General features: G+C 72.7%; 3 protein-coding genes. All 3 read left to right on the top strand.

Annotated features, from left to right (window positions below):
• The first annotated feature begins 180 nt into the window (after positions 1–180).
• Complete coding sequence (gene cofD, locus ACY5KJ_RS18845; protein WP_462203985.1) at positions 181–1179, top strand: 2-phospho-L-lactate transferase; 999 nt, start codon at positions 181–183, stop codon at positions 1177–1179.
• The gene (locus ACY5KJ_RS18850; RefSeq protein ID WP_462187449.1) at positions 1172–2500 is read left to right on the top strand and encodes a coenzyme F420-0:L-glutamate ligase; all 1329 of its coding nucleotides are present in this window, start codon (positions 1172–1174) and stop codon (positions 2498–2500) included. Before cofD ends, ACY5KJ_RS18850 begins: the two co-directional genes overlap by 8 nt.
• A gap of 160 nt (positions 2501–2660) precedes the next feature.
• Positions 2661–3427, top strand: a 767-nt coding sequence (locus ACY5KJ_RS18855; RefSeq protein WP_462203987.1) for a DUF3105 domain-containing protein, incomplete at its 3' end; no start/stop codon positions are given.

The following is a 3427-nucleotide window of genomic DNA, read 5'->3' on the forward strand; positions in this document are numbered from 1 at the left end:
GGCCAAGGCTCGGTTAGGAACCCCGAGCAAGGCTCGGTCAGGAGCACGGACCGGCGCGCCCGCCCCGGTCCGGAGAAATCCGTCCGCGGCCGGGCAGTGGTCACTATCACCCCGGCCGGGAAATCCACCACCGTCCACCGGTGCCCCATCCGCCGGGGCGCGGTGCCAGGATCGGTCGGTGTGAGAGTTACAGCCCTGGCTGGCGGGATCGGTGGCGCCCGGTTCCTGCGCGGCGTGCTCGCGGCGCTGCCGGAGGCCGACGTGACGGTAATCGGCAACACCGGCGACGACATCACGTTGCACGGACTGCGCATCTGCCCCGATCTCGACACCGTCATGTACACCCTGGGCGGCGGGATCTCGGCCGAACGGGGCTGGGGGCGCGAGGGCGAGTCGTTCGTCGTGGCCGAGGAACTCGCCGCCTACGGCGTCGGGCCGGCCTGGTTCGGGCTCGGCGACCGCGACCTCGCCACCCACCTGGTGCGTACCCGGATGCTCGACGCCGGCTACTCCCTCTCGGACGTGGTCCGGGCACTGTGTGAGCGGTGGAAGCCGGGGGTACGGCTGCTGCCGATGTCGGACGAGCGGGTCGAGACCCACGTGGTGATCTCGGACGCCGACGGCCAGCGCGCGGTGCACTTCCAGGAGTGGTGGCTGCGGCTGCGTGCCGCCGTGCCGGCACAGGCGATCATCCCGGTGAACGCGGAAAAGGCCAAGCCCGCGCCCGGCGTCCTGGCCGCCATCGCCGACGCGGACGTCGTACTGCTCCCCCCATCGAATCCGGTCGTCTCGATCGGCACCATCCTCGCCGTTCCCGGGATCCGCTCGGCCGTGCACGAGACCGCGGCGCCGGTGGTCGGGGTGTCGCCGATCATCGGCGGCGCGGCCGTGCGCGGGATGGCGGACGCCTGCCTGGCTGCCATCGGCGTCGAGACCTCCGCCCAGGCGGTGGGCGTGCATTACGGAGGCCGGGGGCGCACCGCCGCGACGGGGCACGGGACGGCCCCGCGCCCGGGAGCCGGGACGGCGGACGGACTGCTCGACGGCTGGCTCGTCGACACCGCCGACGCCGGCGCGACCGTTCCCGGCGCGACCGTGGCCGCGGCACCCCTGCTGATGACCGATCTGAAGGCCACGGTGGCGATCGTCCGGGCGGCTCTGGAGCTCGCCGGTGTCTGAGCGCAGCGCGGAACGGGCGCTGCGCGTGTTCCCGCTCACCGGCATCGGCGAGGTCCGTCCCGGCGACGATCTCGCCGTCCTGGTGGCCTCGGCCGCCCGGACGCACGGCCCGGCACTCGCCGACGGCGATGTCGTCGTGGTCACCTCAAAGATTGTTTCGAAGGCCGAGGGACGGCTCGTCACGGTGTCCGGCGACCGCGAGGAAGCCAGGCAGGCCATGATCGACAGTGAATCGGTGCGCGAGGTCGCCCGGCGCGGCCCGACCCGGATCGTCGAGACGCACCACGGTTTCGTCCTCGCCAGCGCGGGGGTCGACGCGTCGAACATCGCCAAGGACTCCCTCGCCCTGCTCCCGGTGGATCCGGACGCCAGCGCCAGGCGGCTGCGGTCGGGCCTGGCCACCGTGCTCGGCGTGGATGTCGCCGTCGTCGTCACCGATACCGCCGGACGGCCGTGGCGACGCGGCCTGACCGACATCGCCATCGGGGTGGCCGGCATGGCGGCGCTGCGCAGCCACGTCGGCGACCTCGACGGCTACGGCAACGAGCTGGGGATGACCGAGGTGGCCGAGGCCGACGAGCTCGCCGCGGCCGCCGACCTCGTCAAGGGCAAGCTGGGCGCCACGCCGGTGGCGGTCGTCCGCGGCTACGGCCGGCTGCCCGACGACGGCACCGGCGGGCGGGCACTGCTGCGTCCCGCGGGTGAGGACATGTTCCGCCTCGGCACCCTCGAGGCGCGCCGGGCGGCGCTGCGCGAGCGGCGCACCGTGCGGGACTTCTCCGACACCCCGGTCGACCCGGCCGCGGTTGACCGGGCGATCGCGGCGGCATTCACCGCCCCGGCCCCGCACCACACCACACCATGGCGTTTCGTGATCGTGACCGAGCGACGCGCGGCGCTGCTCGACGCGATGGCCGAGACCTGGGCGGACGATCTACGACGCGACGGGTTCGGCGAGGCGGCCGTCGAGCGTCGGCTCCGGCGCGGCGAGGTGCTGCGGCGTGCCCCACTGCTGATCGTTCCGATCATGGTCCTCGACGGCGCGCATCCCTATCCGGACGCCCGCCGCGCCGCCGCCGAGGAGCGGATGTTCACCGTCTCCGTCGGGGCCGGGGTGCAGAACCTGCTCGTCGCCCTGGCCACGGAGGGTCTGGGGTCGTGCTGGGTATCGTCGACGCTGTTCTGCCCGGAGGTGGTCACCCGGGTGCTCGACCTGCCGGCCGGTTGGGCGCCGATGGGCACGGTCGGGGTCGGGCACGCCGCCGCGCCCGTACCCGCCCGACCGGACCGCGATACCGCGGCGTTCGTCCTCCACCGCTGACCTCGTGGCCGGCCCGTCCCGGGTGGCCCGGTCCCGGGATGATCCGTGACGCCACGGTCACGGTGCAGCGTGGCGAGACAGGGCGTGTCCGGTGGTGTTCGGCGGGTCGGATCCATCCTGCCCGGACGACGTGGTTCAACACTTCGTAGGATCAGCTGTCGTGGGTAAGAAGAGCGTCGAACGCAACACCCGGCTCGAGCAGTTGCGCCGTGAACAGAAGCCCAGGGAACGCCGCCGCGCGCTGCTCATCTACGGGACGTCGGGGCTCGTCGCCGTCGCGCTCCTCGTCGGCATCATCATCTACAGCGTCGCGGACAGTAGATCGAAGAACGAGGCCCGCAAGGTCGGCTACGTCGCGCCGGCCTCGGCGGCCGCCACCGCGGCCGGGTGCACCGGCACGGCGAACGACCCGTTCCGCGGCTCGACGCACGTCAGCACAGCGGTCACATACGAGGCGTCACCGCCGTCCTCGGGTAACCACAACCCCGACCCCCTGCCCGACGGCATTCCCTTCTACAACCCGAACTCGGGCATCTCGGCGGAACGTGCCGTACACAACCTCGAACACGGCTTCGTGATCGGCTGGTACGACAAGAGCCTGCCGGGGGATCAGGTCGACAAGCTGCGCAAGCTCGCGGCGAATGCCGGGCCGCGGTTCATCGGTATGCCCTGGACCCGGAGCACCTTCGTCGACAACAAGCACTTCGTCCTGACCGCCTGGGACCGCACCCAGCGATGCTCGACGGTCTCCGCGGACGTGATCAAGGATTTCGTCACCAAGCATGCGAACCCGGACGCCGCCGGGGCCACCTGGGACTCACCGACCGCTCCGGAGTCCGGCGCGGCGGGCGGCACCCTGAACGTGACGGCGGACGGCCCCCTGGTGGATCCGGGCGCGGCCGCCTCCCCGCTCCCCGGCGCGGGCAC

The organism is Frankia sp. CcWB3 (assembly GCF_977927595.1).